Annotated in this window: 17 protein-coding genes; 7 read left to right on the forward strand and 10 right to left on the reverse strand. The window is 60.8% G+C overall.

The features are described from left to right. The coding region (locus VFU66_RS03555) for a fumarate hydratase (RefSeq protein WP_326444857.1) at positions 1-189 on the reverse strand (189 nt) is incomplete at its 3' end. A 76-nt stretch (positions 190-265) separates the two neighbouring features. Between VFU66_RS03555 and VFU66_RS03560 the strand changes: the two genes are divergently transcribed. Then, positions 266-1,666, forward strand: a complete 1,401-nt coding sequence (locus VFU66_RS03560; RefSeq protein WP_326444858.1) for an aspartate ammonia-lyase — start codon at positions 266-268, stop codon at positions 1,664-1,666. 101 nt (positions 1,667-1,767) lie between these two features. On the opposite strand, the gene VFU66_RS03565 is transcribed toward VFU66_RS03560, so the two are convergent. Beyond that, positions 1,768-2,484, reverse strand: coding sequence for a porin family protein (locus tag VFU66_RS03565; protein WP_326444859.1), 717 nt, complete (start codon positions 2,482-2,484; stop codon positions 1,768-1,770). A gap of 185 nt (positions 2,485-2,669) precedes the next feature. Between VFU66_RS03565 and VFU66_RS03570 the strand changes: the two genes are divergently transcribed. Then, positions 2,670-3,221, forward strand: a complete 552-nt coding sequence (locus tag VFU66_RS03570) for a c-type cytochrome (protein ID WP_326444860.1) — start codon at positions 2,670-2,672, stop codon at positions 3,219-3,221. Positions 3,222-3,401: 180 nt separating this feature from the next. On the opposite strand, the gene VFU66_RS03575 is transcribed toward VFU66_RS03570, so the two are convergent. Beyond that, positions 3,402-3,989, reverse strand: a complete 588-nt coding sequence (locus VFU66_RS03575) for a hypothetical protein (RefSeq protein WP_326444861.1) — start codon at positions 3,987-3,989, stop codon at positions 3,402-3,404. 215 nt (positions 3,990-4,204) lie between these two features. After that, on the reverse strand, positions 4,205-5,314 hold the full coding sequence (locus VFU66_RS03580) for a DUF481 domain-containing protein (RefSeq protein ID WP_326444862.1): 1,110 nt from the start codon (positions 5,312-5,314) through the stop codon (positions 4,205-4,207). A gap of 527 nt (positions 5,315-5,841) precedes the next feature. Between VFU66_RS03580 and VFU66_RS03585 the strand changes: the two genes are divergently transcribed. After that, positions 5,842-6,576 carry a GvpL/GvpF family gas vesicle protein gene (locus tag VFU66_RS03585; RefSeq protein ID WP_326444863.1) on the forward strand — a complete coding sequence of 245 codons (735 nt, stop codon included), beginning with the start codon at positions 5,842-5,844 and terminating at the stop codon, positions 6,574-6,576. Positions 6,577-6,954: 378 nt separating this feature from the next. Then, positions 6,955-8,556, forward strand: a complete 1,602-nt coding sequence (locus VFU66_RS03590; RefSeq protein ID WP_326444864.1) for an OmpA family protein — start codon at positions 6,955-6,957, stop codon at positions 8,554-8,556. Positions 8,557-8,679: 123 nt separating this feature from the next. Here the strand turns inward: VFU66_RS03590 and VFU66_RS03595 are convergent, their stop codons facing one another. From VFU66_RS03595 to VFU66_RS03610, 4 genes are all read right to left on the reverse strand, one after another. Next, positions 8,680-8,928 (reverse strand): hypothetical protein, encoded by a 249-nt coding sequence (locus VFU66_RS03595; RefSeq protein ID WP_326444865.1) that lies wholly within the window; start codon positions 8,926-8,928, stop codon positions 8,680-8,682. Positions 8,929-8,994: 66 nt separating this feature from the next. Then, positions 8,995-10,008, reverse strand: coding sequence for a YpdA family putative bacillithiol disulfide reductase (locus VFU66_RS03600; RefSeq protein ID WP_326444866.1), 1,014 nt, complete (start codon positions 10,006-10,008; stop codon positions 8,995-8,997). 23 nt (positions 10,009-10,031) lie between these two features. Then, on the reverse strand, positions 10,032-10,739 hold the full coding sequence (locus VFU66_RS03605; protein ID WP_326444867.1) for a response regulator: 708 nt from the start codon (positions 10,737-10,739) through the stop codon (positions 10,032-10,034). Between the two features lie 36 nt (positions 10,740-10,775). Then, positions 10,776-11,516, reverse strand: coding sequence for a response regulator (locus tag VFU66_RS03610; RefSeq protein ID WP_326444868.1), 741 nt, complete (start codon positions 11,514-11,516; stop codon positions 10,776-10,778). A 48-nt stretch (positions 11,517-11,564) separates the two neighbouring features. Here VFU66_RS03610 and VFU66_RS03615 point away from each other — a divergent pair, with 48 nt between their 5' ends. Continuing rightward, positions 11,565-13,424, forward strand: a complete 1,860-nt coding sequence (locus VFU66_RS03615) for a DUF2339 domain-containing protein (RefSeq protein ID WP_326444869.1) — start codon at positions 11,565-11,567, stop codon at positions 13,422-13,424. After that, positions 13,421-14,710, forward strand: coding sequence for a DUF3999 family protein (locus VFU66_RS03620; protein ID WP_326444870.1), 1,290 nt, complete (start codon positions 13,421-13,423; stop codon positions 14,708-14,710). Before VFU66_RS03615 ends, VFU66_RS03620 begins: the two co-directional genes overlap by 4 nt. Positions 14,711-14,845: 135 nt before the next feature. Here the strand turns inward: VFU66_RS03620 and VFU66_RS03625 are convergent, their stop codons facing one another. Together VFU66_RS03625 and VFU66_RS03630 are read right to left on the reverse strand one after the other, a co-directional pair. Then, positions 14,846-15,736, reverse strand: a complete 891-nt coding sequence (locus tag VFU66_RS03625; protein WP_326444871.1) for an undecaprenyl-diphosphate phosphatase — start codon at positions 15,734-15,736, stop codon at positions 14,846-14,848. 26 nt (positions 15,737-15,762) lie between these two features. After that, positions 15,763-16,188: a GNAT family N-acetyltransferase gene (locus tag VFU66_RS03630; RefSeq protein WP_326444872.1), complete on the reverse strand. Its 426-nt coding sequence runs from the start codon at positions 16,186-16,188 to the stop codon at positions 15,763-15,765. 630 nt (positions 16,189-16,818) lie between these two features. On the opposite strand from VFU66_RS03630, the gene VFU66_RS03635 reads away from it, so the two are divergent. Then, a partial coding sequence (locus VFU66_RS03635) for a TonB-dependent receptor (protein WP_326444873.1) occupies positions 16,819-19,848 on the forward strand: 3,030 nt, incomplete at its 3' end.

Below are 19,848 nucleotides of genomic sequence, written 5' to 3' on the forward strand. Positions count from 1 at the left end.
CCGGTGGCCTTCGGCGCACATGCGCGAGTTGATGAGGATCTGCGCCATGGCGTCTTTGGCGGCGGGGGACTGCTCAAGCTCCCAGGCGCGGGTGAGGTTGGTGATGAAGTCCTCGGGGTGGTAGTAGCTGATGTACTGGAGAGCGTCGGCTACGCTCTCGATGAAGTCCGATTGCTTAATCGTTGCCATTCTTTCCGAATCCTTAGACAAACTGTCGCATGTGCGCCATCTAAAAGTTTACAGTGGCAAGCGAGGCTGCATATTCATGCTCGATATCCGCACCGAAACTGACTCTCTTGGACCAGTTGAAGTCCCTGCTGACGCTTTGTATGGTGCGCAGACGGCGCGGGCTGTTGTGAACTTTCCTATTAGTGGATTGCGGGCAAGTTCGTTTCTGATTCGGGCGCTGGCGATGATTAAGCTGGCTGCCGCGGAGGCGAACCAGTCGCTGGGGTTGATTACTGCTGAGCAGGGAGGGGCGATTCAGCGGGCGGCGCGGGAGATTGTTGACGGGCGGCATCATGAGCATTTCATCGTGGATGTGTTTCAGGCTGGGGCGGGCGTGAGTCTGCACATGAATGCGAATGAGGTGATTGCGAATCGAGCGGGGCAGATTCTGGGCGAGCCTCTGGGGACGTACAGGCAGGTGCATCCGAATGACCATGTGAACTATGGGCAGTCTACGAATGATGTTTTCCCTACGGCGATGCGGCTCTCGGCGCTGCTGGCGCTGCGGGAGCTGTACCCCGTGCTGGATGATCTGGCGGGAAGTTTGCAGGCGAAGGCGGAGGAGTTTGGCGATGTACTGAAGGCCGGGCGGACGCATATGCAGGATGCGACTCCGATTACGCTGGGGCAGGAGTTTGCGGCGTATGCGGTGGCGGTTCGCAAGGCTGCCGCGAATATGCGCGAGCAGGCGCGCGGGCTGATGGAGCTTGGGCTTGGTGGGTCGGCTGTGGGGACGGGGCTGAATACGCATCCGGAGTATCGGGCACGGGCGGTGGCGAATCTGGCGCGTGTCTCGGGATTTGACCTGAAGCCTGCGGAGGATATGCGCTGGGCGATGCAGTCGAATGCGCCGATGGCGGAGGTTTCGGGCGCGCTGCGGACGCTGGCGCTCGAGATGATTCGCATCTCGAACGACCTGCGGCTGCTTTCGAGTGGGCCGAATACGGGGTTCAATGAGATTCATCTGCCGAGTTTGCAGCCGGGGTCGAGCATCATGCCGGGCAAGGTGAATCCTGTGCTGGCGGAGCTGACGGCGATGGTGGCGTTTCAGGTGATCGGCAACGACGCGGCGACGGCTTATGCGGTGCAGGCGGGGCAGCTTGAGCTGAACGTGATGATGCCCGCGATGGCGCACAATACGCTACAGTCGATCACGATCCTGACGAATACGTTACGTGAGTTGGACCATCGATGTGTGCGCGGGCTGACGGCCAACCGCGAGCGATGCGCGCATTATGCGGCCAGCACGATTGCGCTGGCTACGGCGCTGAATCCTTATATTGGGTATCGGAAGGCGGCGGAGCTGGTGAAGGAGTCGGTGGGGACGGGGAAGAGTATTGTGGCGCTGGCTCGGGAGAAGAAGCTGCTGACGGAGGAGCAGATTGCGGAGATCCTTGATCCGAAGAACATGACGGAGCCTCATGCGCGGAAGGCGTGAGGCTCCGTTTTTTTGAAGCGGAGTGTTGTGGTGCATCGGGCAAAATGCGGGGGTTCTTCCCCATTCGCTGCGCTCAGGGTCAGCATGACAAGCTAAAAACCCTACTTGATTTTGCCGAAGCGGTAGATGATGCCGATGTTGACGCCGCCGTTGTTCTGGAGCGAGCCGTGCGGGGTGGGGGCCGAGTCCTGCGGGTCCAGATGGTAGGTGGTGCCGACCCACGTGGGCGTGATGCGGAACGCGAGGTTGGGGTAGAAGTTGTAGTCGAGGTTGGCCCCTATGCTGAAGGCGGGCCGGGTGGCCGATTGCCACACGTGCAGATACTTGGAGGGGATGCCTTTGCTGCCGCCGTCGAATTTGCCCAGCGCCACGCCGCCTTCGCCGGTGAGGCTGACGGCGAACTTTTCCTTGCTGACGAGTCGGTAGACGACGCCGCCGAGGAAGGGGTACTCGGAGATCTGGGGGTTGAAGTTGAGGAAGATGGGCTGGGTAGGCGTGCCGGCGTCGTTGGCGATCTTGGCGTTGCCGTACATGCCGCGCACTTCGCCGATGATGCCGAGCTTCGGCCTGAGGTAGTAGGTGGTGCTCATCCAGAAGTTGACTTCATTGTTCTTCTGCAGGTACTGGCCGGAGCGGAAGCGAAGGTAGCCGCCGCCGCCGCCCACCTCCCAGCGATGGCTGTAGGTCTCCTGGATGGTCCGCTCGATGCGCGCTTTGCGGTTGGCGTTCTCCCGGCGGGTGCGCCGTGTTGTCTGCGCCGAGAGGCTGGTTGCTCCGCCGACGGCCAGCGCCAGCGAAAGAATAGCTACCTTCTTCACACGTATCCTGAAACCAAACATCAACAATGACTCCTGCACAAGCTGCTTTGCTAAGGTGAAACCTGGGTAACGAAAAACCTGGGGTGACGGCAAATTAAGTCGGGGTTAAGCCTGAACCATCTACTATTAGAACATCTGGCGCCCGTTTCGCGGTGAGCGAGGGCATGGAAAAGGAGCCAATCGGGATGGCAAACAAGAGCGGCGGCGGTTCAGGCAAACTCGTTCTCGGATTTCTGCTGGGCATTGCCGCGGTGGTCGCGGCGGTCTTTGTGTACTTCCGGTTCGGCACGCCTCCGGTGGCGGTGGCCGATGCTCCGTTCCCGTTTGAGCGGCAGATTGTGCATGTTCCGCTGAACGCGCGCATTGACCGTGAGATGAAGACGCCGCCGTTCGGCACGAGCGAAGATGTCTTCGAGGGAGGGGCGCACATCTATATGGAGCAGTGCGCGAGCTGCCATGGCACGCCGGGCCACGATGTGGCCCACGCGCGATATATGTATCCGAGCGCGCCGCAGCTTTGGAAGAAGCACGCCCGGGGAACTGTGGTGGGGGTGAGCGACGACGAGCCGGGCGAGACGTACTGGAAGGTGGCGAACGGCATCCGGCTTTCGGGGATGCCGGCGTATGACCACATCCTGACGGAAGCGCAGATGTGGGACGTCACGCTGCTGCTCAAGAACGCTGACAAGCCGCTGCCGGATCCGGTGACGCAGATACTGGGCGGGGCAGTGCGGTGAGCGCGTGGCTCAGGGGGTATCTGGGTGACGCTGGAGTTTTGGGCGTCGGGAAAAAATACGGGGGTCTCTCCACTCCGGCGGCAAAAGCGCCGCCTCTGGTCGAGATGACGTGAATTGGGTGTGCGGCGCGACTGAAGTCGCGCCCCTTCAAAACGAGGATTTGTTCAGAGTTCGCTTTGCCTACTTGAAGCGGAAGACGAGGCCGGTGCTGACGTTGAGCATCTTCGAGGTGTTGGTGCCTGTCGTCCCGGTACCGCCGAAGACACCGCTGCCGATGGTCTGGGCGGCGCTGTAGCCGACCTCGAACATGCGGAAGTCCACGTGCGAGCTGAAGGAGTAATCGACTCCGCCGAGGATGCCGTACTGGAACGCGCTGAGACCGCGGGGATTGTGCGGCGGACGCGAGCGGGCCACGCCGATCAGCGCCTCGACGTAGGGCTTCATCTTCGAGGACGGCTTGAAGACGACGCGCGGGCCGACGAGAAAGCTGCCGAGGAATGCGCCGTTACCGCGCAGGAAGCTGCCGCGAACGTCTACGCCGATGTCGTTCGAGGGGGAGTGCGAGAAGTCGTCGTAGCCGCCCATGTCGAAGCCGGCGAAGATGCGCGAGGACGTATTGGGGCCCAGAAAGGCGAACAGGCCGGTGTCGGCCGGGTTGCTGATGCGCGACACGATCGGGTTGATGTAGACCCCGACCTGGTTCTGGGCCTGGGCCGCGCTGGTCATCAAAACCAGACCGGCAAGTGCAGCGAGCAAAGGCAATTTCATGTCTGAATCGGTTCCTGACTGTTCAAAAGCAGAGGTTTGCTGTTGGCGATGCTCCATCAAGTCTACCGGAAGCGCGGGTCTCCCGGGGGCGAAAGGCTTAACTCCGATTAACGCCGATGACAGCGATTTAAAGACGACCACGGATTTCGCGGAACGTCACGGATGAAACAACCCGTGCCGTCCGCGGAAATCCGTGGTTGAGTTTGAGTTCGAGGCTACTTCAGGGTGTAGGTGATGCCGGTGATGAACTGGAAGCTGTTTTTGTTGTAGAAGGGCGGCGGATTGTTGAGGTAGTTGTCCAGCATGTTCAGGCTGACGCTCAGGCGCTTGTAGGTGGGCAGCGACAGCCCGGCGGCGACGATGGCCGAGTAGGCGCTGGAGTGGTTCCATGAGGGGATGAAACTGCCGTTCTCGTTGAAGACGATCTTGTGCGGCAGATTGCGGTGGTAGGCTTCGCCGAAGGTGGAGCCGATGAGATTGTCGCTGGGAGTGGGCGGGAAGAACTTTTGCCGCTCGTAGTGGACGTCGACCTTGACGTCGAGCTGTTGGAGGGGCGACTGGATGACGGTATAGCCGACGCCACCGCCGTAGATCTGCTGGAGGTCGAGACCCTGGGCGTAGTTGTGGTCGAAGGACGTGCCCACCAGGCCGTAGAGCCGCGAGTTGAAGTATTTGTCGTGCTCGGCGTCGGCGTGGAAGATGCTGGTTTTTGTGACGGCGGCCGAGGGTGGAGTCGTCGGGGGAATGGCAGGCGAGGTCAGCTTGCCGTAGGTTTCGAGCACGTTGATGGTGCTGCGCGTGCGCGACGGCAGAAAGGGTACAGTGGGGATGGCGCGGATGAGTCCCAGGCCGAGGGTGAAGTTTTCGCCGTAGTCGGTGGCGCGAAGCAGGGTGACTCCGCCGGTGACGGCGCCGTTCCAGCCCTGGAGCGGCGATGGATTTGCGAGGACCTCTTTGTTATAGGTCGCGCCGTCCATGACGTAGGAGATGTCCTTGACGGGGACGGTTTCGGCCTTGGCTCCGCTGACCGTGATCGCGTTGTTTGCGTAGCTCACCGGGCCGGAAGTCCGCTGGGTCCGCGTGACGGTCTCGCCCTTCTGGAGTACGACAAACTGGCCGTTGGAGTGCAATTCCTTGACCTTCGAGGCCGAGACGGTGACTTCGCCGACCGAGTCGCTCTTGAAGACGATGGAGTCGCCGACCTCGCGCTCGAGCTTGCCGGTGAGATGATCGCCGTTGGTGAAGATGATCTCATCGGGAGAGGGGTTGGTTTGGGCCCGAGCAGGAATCGTGGTCAGTAAGGGCGCGCCAGCGAGCAAGCACAACAAAGTAAGGCTCCAGAGATCGCGACCGCGTTTCGGGAGGGGATTGTATAAGGCGTTCATTCCAATAAAAATAGCAGCCTTAGACGGAACGGCGTCAGGCGATGGGGCTTGGGTTTTGGTGATACGAGAAGGCGTTTGCGTGAGATGGAGGTCGATGCGCGGGTTCCCGGTCTGTGGAAATCACAGGATTTGGAGACGGGCAGCCCACTTTATGCTGAGGGAATTCTTTGCGGGAACGCTTCGGCATGTGTGCTGCGGCAAGGCTAAGTTAAACATTTAAAAAGGGAAAATTCCTAAGTGGCGTCGAGCGGCGACATCCGGCGAGGTTGGGGGGTTGCCAATCGTCTTCCAATAGGCATACTATCCGTTTCGGTTTGGGAAAGTTTGCGTTCGGTTAGCGTTCTCTCCCGCACCAAATCGCTGCGAATGAATAGTTTCCTGACCACTACCGTATCAGTATGAGTTAAACAACCAACTACCTGAAGAGGCGGTTCGACCCCTTCAGCGCGTTTTGGAAGGATAAAAACATGGCATGGTACGCCTATTGCATTGCAGAGAGACAGGCCTTTCCGGAACTTTGCCGTCACCGCCGCCCGATGCCCTTAACAGGTGTTTCGGGTTTGTTTGGTAATCAGACGTTCCTGTTTCCAGCCAGCGACCTGGCCGTCATCGTCTCCGAGCATACCGCGGAAGACAGTGCCCGGCTGGATCAGCAGGCTGCCCGGGACCACGCTCGTGTCGTAGCTGACTGCTTCAAACTTTCCACGGTTTTGCCGTTTCGCTTTGGGACTACGTTTGCGGATGACGACGCACTGCGCCGCTCGGTCCGCTCCAACCAGCGCCACTTCATGGCCAACGTCGAGCGTCTTCGCGGGAAAGCCGAGATGCACCTCAAGGTCGTGGTGGACGATACCTGCCCCGGCAATTCGAGCCGGAACATGACCGTAGGCCAGCAATACCTGACGAGCCTGAGAGAGAGCGCCACCCGGCAGCGGGAGCGCCAGTCGAAGGCCCGTGCGCTTTCGGTGCAGATGCACCGCATGTTTCTCCCCATCGCCGAGGAGATTACGTGCAAGCGGATGGAGTCGGGAAAGATGCTGCTGGACATCGCCCACCTGATCGACAACAAGACGGTGGAGCGGTACCAGAATAAGTACACCTCGGCCACACACGAGTTGAAAGAGTGCCGTATGCAGCTCTCCGGCCCCTGGCCCCCATACCACTTCGTGCACCGCTCGAATACACAGCAGCACAACGCTTAGCGCCGTCGCGCTCCCTTTGATCCCGCCAATGGCTGGGCCAAAGGGAGCGTGTCGTCGTTGGCGGCGATAGGCCTGCTCATTTCTCTCTCAATTCCCCACGATGACTTGATGACGTTTTGAATTCATCGAGGCACGAACTGTTGGCCGGGGGAGTATAGAATCTCCCCAGTTGTGCCTGCATCATTTTTTTCTTGCCTTGGTTTGTTGGTTTTGAATGCCTTAGCCCTTCTCAGGAAGCTGGGAGGATTTGGCTGGAAGCGGCCTTGGGAGCCTGGGACTAACCTTTCTCCACACTGCTGCATCGCACTACGAGAGTGAAGTCTTTCGTTAAATCAACATGCCTGTAACTCAAGTGAACTGAGGGTAAGGAGAGTGTGCATGAATCGCAAGGGGAAGTTCTTTGCAGTCCTGGCTTTAGTGGTATTTTGCGGCTATTCGACAGTGGCGATTCGAGGGCAGGAGCCGAATCCGACCTCGCAGCCTGAGCCTGGGCCGCAACAGCAGCCGCAGGAGTTGAAGAAGGGCGACAACGGAATCTATATCTACCGCGTGAAGGTGGTGCAGCGCGACCTGGATGCAGTGAATTACCTGCACCGCAGCGGCACCACGACGGTCGGCTTCAAGGGAACGATGCTGCTGCCGCTGGCCAAGGGCGAGGCCAGAGTCACCAGCGAGCGGGGCGGCATTCATATTGAGGCGAAGTTTCAGGGGCTTACGCCCGCGAACGGCTTCGGCGCCGAGTACCTGACCTACGTGCTGTGGGCGATTACACCGGATGGGCGTCCGAACAACCTGGGCGAGATTCTTCCTTCCAGTGGAGGCAAGAGCAATATTGACGTGACGACGGCGCTTCAATCGTTTGGGCTGGTTGTGACGGCTGAGCCGTACTTTTCCGTGACGCAGCCGAGCGATGTGGTTGTTTTACAGAACGTGATTCTGAACGACAAGACCTCGGGCGTGCTGGAGAAGGTGAATGCGCACTACTCGCTGCTGCCGCGCGGGACGTATGCGGGGACCGGGTCGGACACGGTTGCGAACCCGATTACGCGCAATGAGAAAGCGCCGCTCGAACTGTATCAGGCGTATAACGCCGTTCGCATTGCCACCGATGCCGGCGCGGAGAAATACGCGACCGACATCATGGCCGAGGCCAAGCAGGACCTGCGCAATGCAGCCGACATCGCAGGCAATAAGAAGGGCAATCCCAAGATGGCCGTCACGTTTGCGCGGCAGGCGGTGCAGCGCGCAGAAGATGCGCGGATTGTGACGCTGCGCAAGCAGGCGGACGAACGGCAGATGAACGCTGAACTTGCCAAGCGCGATGCGCAGGCGAAGGCACAGCAATCGGCGCTGGAAGCGCAGCAGGCGCAACTTGCCGCTGAACAGGCCAAGGCGGCTCAGGCGCAGGCCGATGCCGAACGCGCCCGCGCCGAGGCCCAGGCCGCCGCGGACCGTGCCGCCGCCGCCGAAGCCCAGGCCAAGGCCGATGCGGCAAAGAAGAGCGCCGATGATGCGAATGCCGTCCGCGAAAAGCTGCGCAGCCAGCTCAACAGCGTGCTCGCTACCAGCGAGACAGCGCGCGGCCTGATCGTCAACATGTCCGATGTTCTGTTCGACACGGGCAAGTACACGCTGAAGCCGAATACGCAACTGAGCCTTGCCAAGGTCGCCGGAATCCTTGCGGCGTATCCGGGGCTGAAGCTTCAGGTCGAGGGTTACACGGACAGCGTGGGCAGCGATGATTACAACCAGAAGCTCTCGGAGAACCGCGCGGACGCTGTGCGAAACTTCCTCATCACCCAGGGGGTGGGGCAGGACAGCATCAGCTCGACCGGTTACGGCAAGGCAAACCCGGTGGCTGACAACTCGACCTCTGCGGGCCGGGCGAAGAACCGGCGGGTTCAGCTTGTTGTCTCCGGCAACGCCATTGGTGTTGCGCAAAGTGCGCCCACGGCTGCGGCACAGCCAGCTCCGCAATAAGGTGCTCATCAAAACAAAAAGACGAGAGACCACGCGGTCTCTCGTCTTTTTTTGCAAGTGAATCTTCGGCGCACTGATACCTGCATGGACGCGATCGGTTCTTGCGCAGAGCGCGGCGGTACGCTACATGTGGATCGTCCAGCCCAACTCGGCCAGCTTCTCTTCGATGTCGGCCAGGGCGAGCGAGAGTGCGGAGCGCCGGTGCGGGCTCGATGTCCGCTCGGACAGAATGCGCTCGCGTTGCAACTCGAGGGCCTGTCGCTGCCGTTTGCGCTCTGCCGCCTCGGCGTTGGCCTGGGAAGTGTTGGGCTTCGGTTCAGCGGCCTGCGACTGTTGTTCTTCCACGGATTTGCTCTCCCATCCTCGTGACATGGTTAAATTCTACGCCGCCGCGAGGAATCACAATATGTAAGATGCTCAGCAGGTGAGTTGTGCCGTCTAGGATGAGGCTTCGGCGCGCTTCCGGCGCAGCGCCTGGGCGATGGCCTGGCCGTGAAATCTGCCATTCTCGATGAAGATTTCATTGGTCCTCTCACCTGCGATGATGACCCCTGCAAGATAGATTCCCGGCACGTTGCTTTCGTGCGTCGCCGGGTTGCAGACGGGGCAACGGTCGTTGTCCGGGTCGAGCTTGACGCCGAGCCGCTCGATGAATCCGAAGTCCGGATGGTAGCCCGTCAGCGCAAACACGAACTGGTTTTTGAGCGTGACCGCACCTTCGGGCGTAGCCAGCGTCACGTTGTCTTCGGAGATGTTCAGCACCGAGCTGTTGAAGTGCGCCTTGATCTCGCCGTTTTTGATGCGGTTGTTGATGTCGGGCAGGATCCAGTACTTGACGTGGCGGTGCATCTCGGCGCGGCGATGCACGAGCGTGACGCGCGCGCCGTGACGCCAGAGGTCGAGCGCGGCGATGGCGGCTGAGTTTTTGCCGCCGATGACGAGCACGTCCATGTCGTAGAAGGGGTGCGCCTCGTCGTAGTAATGGAGCACCTTGCAGAGGTCCTCGCCGGGCACGCCGAGATAGTTGGGCAGATCGTAGTAGCCGGTCGAGACGGCGAGCCTGCGCGCGCGGTGCTCGATGGTACGACCGAAGCGATCGGCGGTGTGGACGGTGAAGTTGCCTTCGGCTCCGCTGACGCGCTCGACCGTCTCGTACTGCCGCACGTCGAGCCGGTAGTGCTCGGCGACCTTGCGGTAGTACTCGAGGGCTTCGTTGCGGTTGGGCTTCTGGTTCGGGCTGGAGAAGGGCATATCGCCGATTTCGAGCAGCTCCGGCGTGGTGAAGAAGGTCATGTTCGCCGGATAGTGAAACAGCGAATTGCACAGGCAGCCCTTGTCTACGAGCAGGGTAGAGAAGCCCGCGCGCTGCGCCTCGATCGCGCACGCCATGCCCGTCGGCCCTGCGCCGATGACAAGCAAATCTACGATGTCTTCGGTTGCATCTTCGCCCATACCTTCATCTTACCGAAGGCAGCTTAACTTTCGAGCACGACCAGCTTGTGGGCGATGGCGAAGAGCGCGAGTTCGAGGCGCGTGGAGACGCCGGTCTTGTCGAAGATATTCGAGAGGTGGCGCTTCACGGTCTCTTCGCTGATGGCGAATTGCTTGGCGACGTCCTTGTTGCTGCATCCTTCGACGATGCACGTCACGACTTCCAACTCGCGCGGCGTGAGGCCGTAGGTCTTGCGCTCGGGGATCGAGGCGGCCTCTTTCATCAGCTCGTTGAGCTTCGAGACCAGATTGGCGACACGCTCGCCGCCGATCCAGTAGTCGCCCTGGAGCACGGCGCGCAGCGACTTCGAGAGGTCGCCTGCGACGGCGTCCTTGAGCACAATGCCGCGTGCACCAATCTGGAGCGCCTCGATAATCTGCTGCGTCGAGATGGTGCTGGTCAGCATGATGATCTTCACGCGCGGCGACTTGCTCATAATGGCGCGCAGTGCTTCGAGCCCGGGCAGGCGCGGCATGGCGAGGTCGAGCAGCAGAATGTCCGGCTCCAGCTCGAGCGTCTGCGTGATGGCGACGTCGCCGTCTTCGGCCTCGCCGACGACCTCGAAGCCGGCCTCGCTCTCGAGCATGTTCCTGACGCCGAAGCGGACGACGGGATGATCGTCGGCAACGACAACGCGAATGGGAGCGATGCTTACTCCGGCCTCGGAAGTCTTCTTCGCAACTTCTTTCATGAGTGGTTCTCCTCGAAACGTTCCATGGGCCAACGTTTACGTCGCACGGCGACGTGCGAACAGAATACGCCGCAGTCGTTTGGACGCCAGCAGGAATTCATCGAGAGAAGCTACATGATTAGCCTCTATCCCTTTTGTTTCCATTGAGGTTGCAAGAATTTGCATCTCCGTTGCGCCGACCATGCCGCACCCTCCCTTGATGGCGTGTGCCTCGCGCCGATAGATGTCGTCGTCTCCTCTTGCTGCTGCGCGCCGCATTTCGGCGATTCGTTTTTCGGCGTCGTCAAGGCACATCGCGTACAGTTTTTCGAGTTGAACTGCGTTCATCGACTCGGCGAGTTTGCGGTACACGGCCTCGTTGAGTGCGCCTGCGGCCTCGTCGTGTGCGGGCTGCGCAGGGCCACCGTCGATGGCCGCGCGAAGCTGTTCCATGGTGAAGGGCTTCAACAGGAAGTCGTCGAAGCCGCGGCGGGCCTCGTCTTCGGGCTGGCTGCCGCTCATGGCCAGGAGCAGCGTGGCGCGGCCGCAGAGACCGCGAAGCTGCCGCGCAAGCTCGCCGCCGCGTATGCCGGGCATCTGCATGTCCACCAGAAGGACGGCGGGCAGCGCGTGATCGACGTTTCGGAGCCGAGTGAGCGCCGCCTCGCCGGAGTCGGCGGACTCGACCGCATAGCCTGCGCTTTCGAGCAGCACGGAGAGCACCTCGCGGCTCACTTCATCGTCATCGACCACCAGAACGCGGACCGGCGTATTGCTCATCGAGCGAAAGAGTATCAAGTGCGGAAGTCCTTTGCCACTCCGCACGGAGGCGGTAGAGTAGTTGCCATGGCCATAGACGAAAATCCGGCACAGCCGACCGACCTGGCGCGTGAGCTGGCCGCGCTGACGGCGCGTGTCTATGCGATTGAGCGCCAGCTTGCCGGAATGCACCCTGCACCTTCGTCTCTGCAAGAGCGGGAGTACGTGGCGCCGCCGCCAAAGCCCGAGCCCTCGCAGCCGGTTCCGGTGCCGAGCTTCACGCAGCCGCCGAAGCCGCAGGTTTCGCTTGAGAACCGCATCGGGTCGCAGATCTTCAGCCGCATCGGCATCATTGCGTTGCTGATTGGGGCAACGCTGTTTCTGAAGTATGCGATGGACAACCACTGGATCGGCCCGCTGGGTCGCGTGATCGCCGGGCTTGTTGCGGGCACGGCCATCGTTGTCTGGTCGGAGCGGTTCCGTCGCAAGGGGTTTCCGGCGTTCTCGTACTCGCTGAAGGCCGTGGGTTCGGGTGCGCTGTATCTGTCGCTGTGGGCGGCGTTCCAGCTCTATCACCTGATGCCCGCGGGTGTGGCGCTGGCCCTGATGGTGCTTGTCACGGCGTGGAATGCCTTTATGGCGTGGTCGCAGTCGAGCGAGATTCTCGCAGCGTACGCGCTGGCCGGAGGCTTTGCCACGCCGCTGCTGCTCTCGACCGGCAGCAACCATGAGGTCTTTCTCTTTACGTACATCCTCGCCATCGACATTGCGGCTGTTGCGCTGGTGCGGCTGAAGTCCTGGCCGCGTTTGTTGCTCGGGGCGTTTCCGGCGACTGTGGCGTTCTTCATCGGCTGGTACATGCAGTTCAATACGGCCGAGGAGCTTGCGGTGACAAGCGCCTTCGTGGCTCTCTTCTTCCTGACATTCATCGTGCCCTCGCTGCGCGGAGGCGATGCGGAGCTGCACGGCTCCAGTGTGATTACGGAGGTGCTGCTGCCGCTGGCGAATGCGGTGTTCGGCTCGCTGGCGTTCTATTCGCTGCTTGAGGACTCCGGCCATCACGCGCTGCTGCCGTGGATGGCGGTTGCGTTTGGAGCCATCTATCTTGGCCTGATGCGTCTGCCTGCTGCGCGTGTGACGGCAGCGATGCATCTCTCGCTGGCGATTGTCTTCCTGACGATTGCGATTCCGCTGAAGGCGAGCGGCCGGTGGATCACGATTGGCTGGCTCGCGGAGGGCGTTGCGTTGCTGTGGATCTCCGCGCGCCTGGCTGTGCCTGCTGTTGAGGCAGCGCCTGCGGCAGAGACGACGTCTGTTGCTGCACACCGTGTGCTGCGCCTGCTCTCGATTGCCACGCTGGCCCTTGGATGGGTCAGTGTCATCGCACAGCCATCCTCTCCTTACTATGTTGTCGAGACTGCTTTTCTGAATCGCCGGTTCGCTACGTCACTCTTTGGGGTCGCGGCATTTGCGCTCTCGGCGTGGATCGCGCTGCGCGCCAGTCGCAGTTCTGATGAGGCTACACCTCGGTGGCGCGGGATTGCGGGTGGGTGCATCATCGCGTTCAACCTTGTTGCTGTGCTTGCCTGCGTGCGCGAGATTTACGTTGACTTTGGCCGGTCCTACGGCAATGTTGACGCCGCGCTTCAGCGCTCGCTGGCCATCTCGGCGTTTCTGCTGGTCTACGGCGCGGCGCTGCTGGCGGTCGGCTTCTGGAAGCGGAGCGCATTCATTCGCTGGCAGGCGCTGGTGCTGCTGATCTTTACCATCGGCAAGACGTTTGTTTACGACGTGCGCGATCTCGGCTTCAGCTATCACATCATCAGCTTTCTCGCTCTGGGAGCGGTGCTGATGGCCATCAGCTTTGCCTACCAGAAGGACTGGCTCGCGCTGCGCGATTCCAAACCTCATTCCACAGCAGAGCCAACCGCGGGAGCCGATCAGTGAAATCAGCCCTCCTCCTGGCAGTTCTTTTTCTGCAAGCCGCCGCTCCCCCGGTCCAATCTGCGGATTTCCATTACTTCCGCTATATGCGGCAGGTCGCGGCGCCCGGTGCGGGACAGGCCTGCGCCGTGCTTGATGCCGAGACGTTCGCCCACGCTTCGGCCTCGCTCAAGGATCTGCGCCTCTACGAGGGCGCACGCACGGCCACGCCGCGCGAAGTCTCTTACGCCATTACGCTGAGCCAACCGGCACAGCCGGACAGCTCTCCTGCGCGTGTCGTCAACCTTGGCCTGCGCCAGGGCAGTATTGTCTTTGATCTTGAGATGCCGCAGCGTCCTTACACCGAGGTCGCGCTTGACCTCAGCGGCCAGGATTACATTGCTACCGCGACCGTCTCCGGTTCGACGACGCAGGGCGGAGCCGCGACCGCTCTTGGCCAGTTCACGCTGTTCGATCTCACCTCGCAGCATCTCTCGCGCAACTCGACGCTTCATTTGCAGGAGTCCACCTTTCCGTGGCTGCACGTTGTCCTCGCAGCCTCGCCTGCGCCCGGCACGCGCGGTTTCAAGGCGACACCGCAGATGGTGCTCGGCGCGACGGTGCCGCCCAGCCGCGAGGCCCAGACGCTCTATACGACGGCCGTTGCGACCACTTCGATTGCCAACCACGAGCGGCAGAGCATCGCCACCTTTGCCCTGCCTGCGCGCGTTCCGGTGGAGCGCGTTTCGTTCGAGATCGCGCCCGGCTTTAAGGGCAACTTCAGCCGCGATGTCCACATCTTCGACCGGCCCGCAGGCACGCCGGCCACTTCGGGCGAGAGTCTGGCCGGGGCCATTCAGCGCGTGCGCATGACGCAGGCGGGGCGCGAGATTCGCCAGGAGCAGCTGAGCGTGCGGGCCACCATCGGCTCGAACCTACAGGATGCGGCAACGGTCGAGGTCGTCGTCGAAAACGGAGATGATACGCCGCTGCCTATCACTTCGGTGCGGCTGGAGATGCGCGAACGCAACCTCTGCTTCAATGCACCCTCGGCTGCACCACTTACGCTGTATTACGGAGATCCGGGGCTGGCCGCGCCGGTCTATGACTATGCTCGCATCTTTTCGACCGCGGCACGCACGGCCGTTGCGCGCCTGGGAGCAGAGCAGACGAATCCGGAGTATCGCCCGCGTCCGGACACGCGCCCGCTCACTGAGCGTTACCCTGACCTGTTGTGGATTGCGCTGCTCGCAGTGATCTGCGCGCTGGGCTTTGTGGCTATACGCTCATCGAGAGCGCTGCCGCGCTAGTGTCCTGAGTCCGAAGTTGTTTCCATCGGCAGAGACTGCGAACCGCAGGTCCTTCGACTGCGTTTGCCGAAGAGACCGGCAAACTCCGCTCAGGATGACAAGGTTATTTGTGTTGTGAACTTCAGACTCCGGACACTAGAGATGCCGCGGGCCGTAGTGGAGATAGAAGACCACCGCCGAGGCCAGCAGGCAATAGATGCCGAACAGGTACCACCGGCCTTTCTCCAGCCAACTGCTCAGCCACTTCAGGGCAACGAGGCCGGCGATGAAGGCGAAGACCATCCCCAGCACGCTGACGACGATGCTGCCGTGCAGGTTGAACGGTACGCCCGTTGCAGCGGCCTCGTGCGAAGCCTTGAGCAGTCGCCACACTTCGCGCGCCACGACCGGAGGAGTTAATACGACGGCAAGGGCAAAGCTGAACCGCTCGGCCCGCTCCTTGCTTGCGCCGGTCAACATGCCGGTCGAGATGGTTGCGCCCGAGCGTGAGAAGCCGCGAAACGGCAGGCACAGACCCTGGATCGCGCCCATCCATCCTGCCTGGCGCATGGTGACGCTGTCGCCGTAGACCTTCGCGGCGGAGGTCGTGAGGCGTCTCTCAAGCAGCCCGGCGATCAGAATCAGGATGCCGACTGCGAGCAATGCGGGAGCAATCAGGTCGAGACGGCCAAAGAGCAGCTCGATCTCGGCCTTCGACGCGCCCTTGAAGGCCGTCTTTTGGATAGCGATGTTCAGCGCCTCGCCGATGATGCCGGTCAGGAAGGTGGCCCAGATGAGCCGGACAAGAAACCGCTTGAAGGAGTCGGCGCTGGAAAAATAGGTCCGCTTCCATTGGTTCCAGAAGTAGGCGATGACGGCAAACATGGTGCCGGTGTGGAGCATGACCAGCAGCAGCGTCATCTGAGGCGAAGATGGGTCGAGCCCCATCAGCTTTTCGGCAACAACGACGTGCGCGGAACTGGAAACGGGCAGCAGCTCCGCCATACCCTGCACAATGGCAAGAATAATCACCTGAAAGATCGGCATATCCCAATCCTAAATGGTGGTCCTTGCTAGGCTAGTACCTTCTCGAACACCGCCGAGGTTTTGGTCTGGGTGAAGCCTTCGCGGAGGTAGAACCGGTGCGCCCGCTCGCGGGTCATCCGCGAGGTAACGCGCAGCAGGGCGATGCCGTTGCTTCGGGTCCAGGCTTCGACTTCGGCGCACAGGCGTTTGCCTACGCCGAGGCCCCGCACGTCGTCCCTGACGACGAGGCCGGTAATCATACCGTGGGGCGGTGATTGCAGATGGTGCTCGATGACTGTCTCGATCCAGCCGACAACCTCTGCGTTGAGGCAGGCGACGAAGGCGACCTGGCTGGCGGGGCGTGCGGTTAGAGTGCGAATGCGCTCGGTGACGGCCTCGATGGAGATCTCGTAGCCCAACTGGCTGCTCAGTTCCACGATGGCCGCAGTGTCTTCAGGGGAAACGCGACGCACCACGAGCGAGGTTGTCGTTTGAGATGGTGCTGAACAAGTCTCGTATCGCACGATCGGTTCCTCCACTGCTGAAATCGGATTCGCATGAATATCATCCAGCATTCGCAGTGCAGTTGAACAGGTTTAGGAAAACGATTGCTTCACCGGTAAGGACCACTTTTCGTCGGTGGATGGTTTGAAGAGAAATCCGTGCAGAGCACGGACGATGGGAGGAGCGGAGGAAGGTATTTTTCAGAAGGCGGAGAGCAGGATTTGTTTTCTCCATTGTGAGCCGGGACCGGAGGTTCGGCCGAGGAGATTCGGGCCTTTTCTTCGGCGCTAATTTCCTGAAAATCGGGCATTTCTGCGGGTGGCAAAAAAATCAGTTGACATTCATTACCTGAATCATATAAACGCTTCATCAACACACTGAAGCGTTTTAGCTTGTTGTGAACCCATTGTTGAATCGATTAAGTATGGGGTATCGATGCAGGCCCCGGGGGCTCAGGTCCTCGGGCAACGAAACTGGCGCAGCGGCGCTGGCTGTTGCGTGTAACCAAATTGCCGGTATGGGCCGGCACAGGTGTGAATGAACGATTTTTTGGAGGCAATATGCGAATGAAACGAGGTCCTGGGAGTGCTCTCCCAAACATGGCGCGCTGGATGCCGCTGAGCCTGCTGCTGGCTCTGGCTGCATGTGTGATGCTCCTGCCCGCAGCCCACGCGCAAATTTCGGCGACGGTGAACGGCACGGTGGTCGATCCCACAGGCGCGGTGATTCCAGGCGCGAACGTCATTTTGACCAACGACGCGACACACGACCGGCGTACATCGGTCAGCAACGGTGAAGGGTACTTCGCGTTTCCTGCGTTGCTGACAGGAACCTACTCGCTCAGGATTGAGGCCAAGGGCTTCAATACCTATGAGCAGCATGGCATTGCGCTGAGTGCAGGCGACCTGCGCAAGTTGCCGAACCTGGTGATGTCGGTGGGCGATACGGGCCAGACGGTGACGGTCGAGGCGAACGCGCAGATCATCAACGTGGAGAACGGCCAGCGTGCGGCGCTGCTGGACAACAAAGACATTCAGCAACTGGCGCTACAGGGCCGCGACGTGACTGAGCTGCTGAAGGTGCTGCCCGGCGTCACGATGGTTGCGAGCGGAGTGAGTAACAATGCGATGTTCGACCCGACGGTCGCCAGCGCGGCGTCGAGCGCGGTCGGCAACGGGCTGAATGCGAATGGCGCGCCCAACCGCGGCGGCACCAGCCAGCTCTCCGACGGCGTCGATGTGGACGACCCAGGTTGCGACTGCAGTTCGATCGGCATTCTGAACCCCGACATGGTGCAGGAGGTCAGCGTTCAGACCTCGAACTTCGGTGCCGACGCTCCTCGCGGGCCCGTGGTCATCAACTCGGTCAGCAAGTCGGGCGGGGCGGAGTATCACGGCGAAGGCTATTTCTACGCTCGGAACGACGTAATGAATGCCAACGACTGGCAGAGCAATCATCGCGGCACGCCGAGGGGCGCTGCCCACTACTACTATCCGGGCGGCAACGTTGGCGGCCCCATTCCGTTCACGCACAAGAAGGTTCTGGGCTGGGTCGGCTACGAGCGGTTCCTACAGAACACAGGAAACGCGAACCGGCTGAAGTCCTACATTCCTACGGCTGACATGATGGCCGGCAACTTTACCAATACCGCGGCCAATGTGAACTTCTGCGGCGGCAACCTGACAGAAAAGAAGACCAATGGTTGCAATAACCTTGCGCCGTTAGATCCAACCAACCCGCTGACCGGAACGGTACTTCCCGATGGAACGATTGTTGGTCAGGGCACTCGTGCGCCGGGAATCATTCCTGCGGAGTTTCTTGATCCGGCCGCGAAGGCTCTTGCGGCGTTCTGGCCCAAGCCCAACGTCGCCAACCCGGCCGAGGACAACGGCTATAACTACGATCAGGTCATTCCCGGAACCCACAATGGCTACGTCTTCCGTGCTCGCGCGGACTACAACATGAGCGACAGGACTTCGTTCTTCGTCTCTTACCAGTACGCGCAGGACTCGGCTCCGTCTCAGGGCAACGGCGCACATATCTACTGGACGCCGGACAATTCGATTCCGTATCCCGGCGGCGGTCTGGTCAGCACCTTCTACTCGAAGGCGCTCGCAGGCCACTTCACGCATGTCTTCAGCCCGACGTTGACCAACGAGTTCATCGCAAGCTGGGGCTTCGGCAACTTCCCTGTCGGTCCCACGGACCCAACCGGGCCGTACCGGTCGAAGCTCGGCTATCCGGTTGCGGGAAATACGACGACAGCGTACGGAGCACCCGCCAACTACGGCACGATCTACAACGCTGGGTCGAAGCTGATTCCTTCCTACAGCAGCGGCGGAACCCTCACCTTCCCAGACTTTTCGGAAGCAGATATTTTTGAGACCGCCAGCGGAAAGTATCTGGTCAAGAAAGAGATGCCCGCGTTCTCCGACGACCTGACGAAGGTCATCAAAACGCACACGATCAAGACCGGATTCTATGCCGAGAACGTGGACAACATTCAGGGCGCATTCGGCATGGCCCCCAACGGGAACATCGGCAGCTTCAGCGCAGGCGGCAATCTTCAGCCCAATGTTCTTACCGGACAGAAAATCGGATCTGCGAATAATCCAACCGCCAACTTCCTGATGGGAACCGCTACTTCGTACAACGAGACCAATCAGGCGCTGGTCAGCGACATCGCATACCAGACCTTCTCGGTGTATGGCGACGACTCGTGGAAGGCGAGCAACCGACTCAACATCGAGTACGGTGTCCGCTTCGACCACATCGGCCACTGGTACGATCGGCAGGGCAACGGTCTTGCCGTGTGGATTCCGAGTCTCGTTGCCTCCGACTTTGCCTCGGGCAAGCCGAACCCGGGAGCGTACTGGCACGGCATCAACCCGGGAATTCCCAAGAGCGGCCAGCCGGACCGGTTCGTTCTGGTGTCTCCGCGCTTCGGCGTCTCCTACGACGTGTTCGGCAACGGCAAGACGCTGCTGCGCGGCGGCTGGGGCATCTACCGGTTCACCGATCAGTACAACGACTACACCAGCGCGTTGACAACGGCGCAGGGACTGCTCAACTACACCAGGCCAAGCGGCACCTTCGTGCAACTGTCTCAGGTCGGCTTGATTCCTCAGCCGCCAGCGGTAGGCGGCGTGTCGGGCGGTATCAATGCAGTGGACCCGAAGGACTACGGCGTTCCTGAAAGCAAGTCGTATAACTTCACCATCTCTCAGCAGGCCCCGTGGCGGTCACTGGTCGAAGTCGCTTACGTCGGCAACCAGAGCACGCAGCTGGTGATGGGCGGCGAGAGCATCTCGGGCAGCGGCTTCCAGGCGTACACCGACCAGAACAAGGTGCCGCTGGGTGCATTCTTCAAGCCAGACCCGGTCACGGGCGTGGTTTCTCCTAATCCGGAAGTCCTCGGTCAGGGTGCTCCGAACAACAAGGAAGCTGATTATCGTCCATTCGGCAAGGAGTACAGCACCAACCAGATCAACGTCATCTCGAATGACGGCTACTCCAACTACAACGGCCTGCAGTTGAGCTGGGTCAAGCGGTCCAACAGCCTGACCTACAACGTCAACTACACGTGGTCGAAGACCCTGGGCGTCGGCCAGCAGATTGATCCGTTCTCG

Origin of the sequence: Edaphobacter sp., assembly GCF_035763405.1 — a bacterium.
GTDB lineage: Bacteria > Acidobacteriota > Terriglobia > Terriglobales > Acidobacteriaceae > Edaphobacter.